Origin of the sequence: Amycolatopsis kentuckyensis (assembly GCF_002155975.1) — a bacterium.
In the GTDB taxonomy this organism is placed as follows: Bacteria; Actinomycetota; Actinomycetes; order Mycobacteriales; family Pseudonocardiaceae; genus Amycolatopsis; species Amycolatopsis kentuckyensis.
In genome coordinates, this window is record NZ_MUMI01000454.1 from 1 (window position 1) to 572 (window position 572).

1 protein-coding gene is annotated in these 572 nt (G+C 74.1%); it reads right to left on the minus strand.

Features of this window, described 5'->3' with window-relative positions; all coding sequences use genetic code 11:
• Positions 1–122 precede the first annotated feature (122 nt).
• Positions 123–572: AAA family ATPase (locus CCN39_RS52110; protein ID WP_491844434.1), on the minus strand; the 450-nt coding region annotated here is incomplete at its 5' end.

Genomic DNA, 572 nt, shown 5'->3' on the forward strand with positions numbered 1-572 from the left:
GGCAGGTGGCGGCCGGCGGGCGCGCAGCGGTGGCCGGCCGAACCAGCCTCGGCTTTCCCCGCACGACCCGCGGATCGCCCGGTGCAGTCCGCCCCGGCACAGTCTTCAGCCCGGGCCGCCCCTCACTCGCCGCGGATCGTCCTCCGCAGCTTGGGTACCCGCTCGGCCAGCGTGCGCTCCGCCCCCCGCTGCGTGGGCTCGTAGTAGTCCCGTCCCACCAGCTCGTCCGGCGGATACTGCTGTGCCAGCACGCCCTCCGGCACGCTGTGCGGATACCGGTACCCCTGCGCATTGCCCAGCTTCTTCGCGCCCGCGTAGTGCCCGTCGCGCAGGTGCGGTGGCACCGTGCCCGCCAGCCCCGCGCGGACGTCCGACAGTGCCGCGTCGATGCCCTTGATCACCGCGTTGGACTTCGGTGCCGTCGCCAGGTGCACCGTTGCCTGGGCGAGCGCCAGCCTGCCCTCCGGCATGCCGATGAACTGGACCGCGTGCGCCGCCGCGATCGCCGACTGCAGGGCCGTCGGGTCGGCCATTCCGATGTCCTCACTCGCGTGCACCACCAGCCGCCGCGC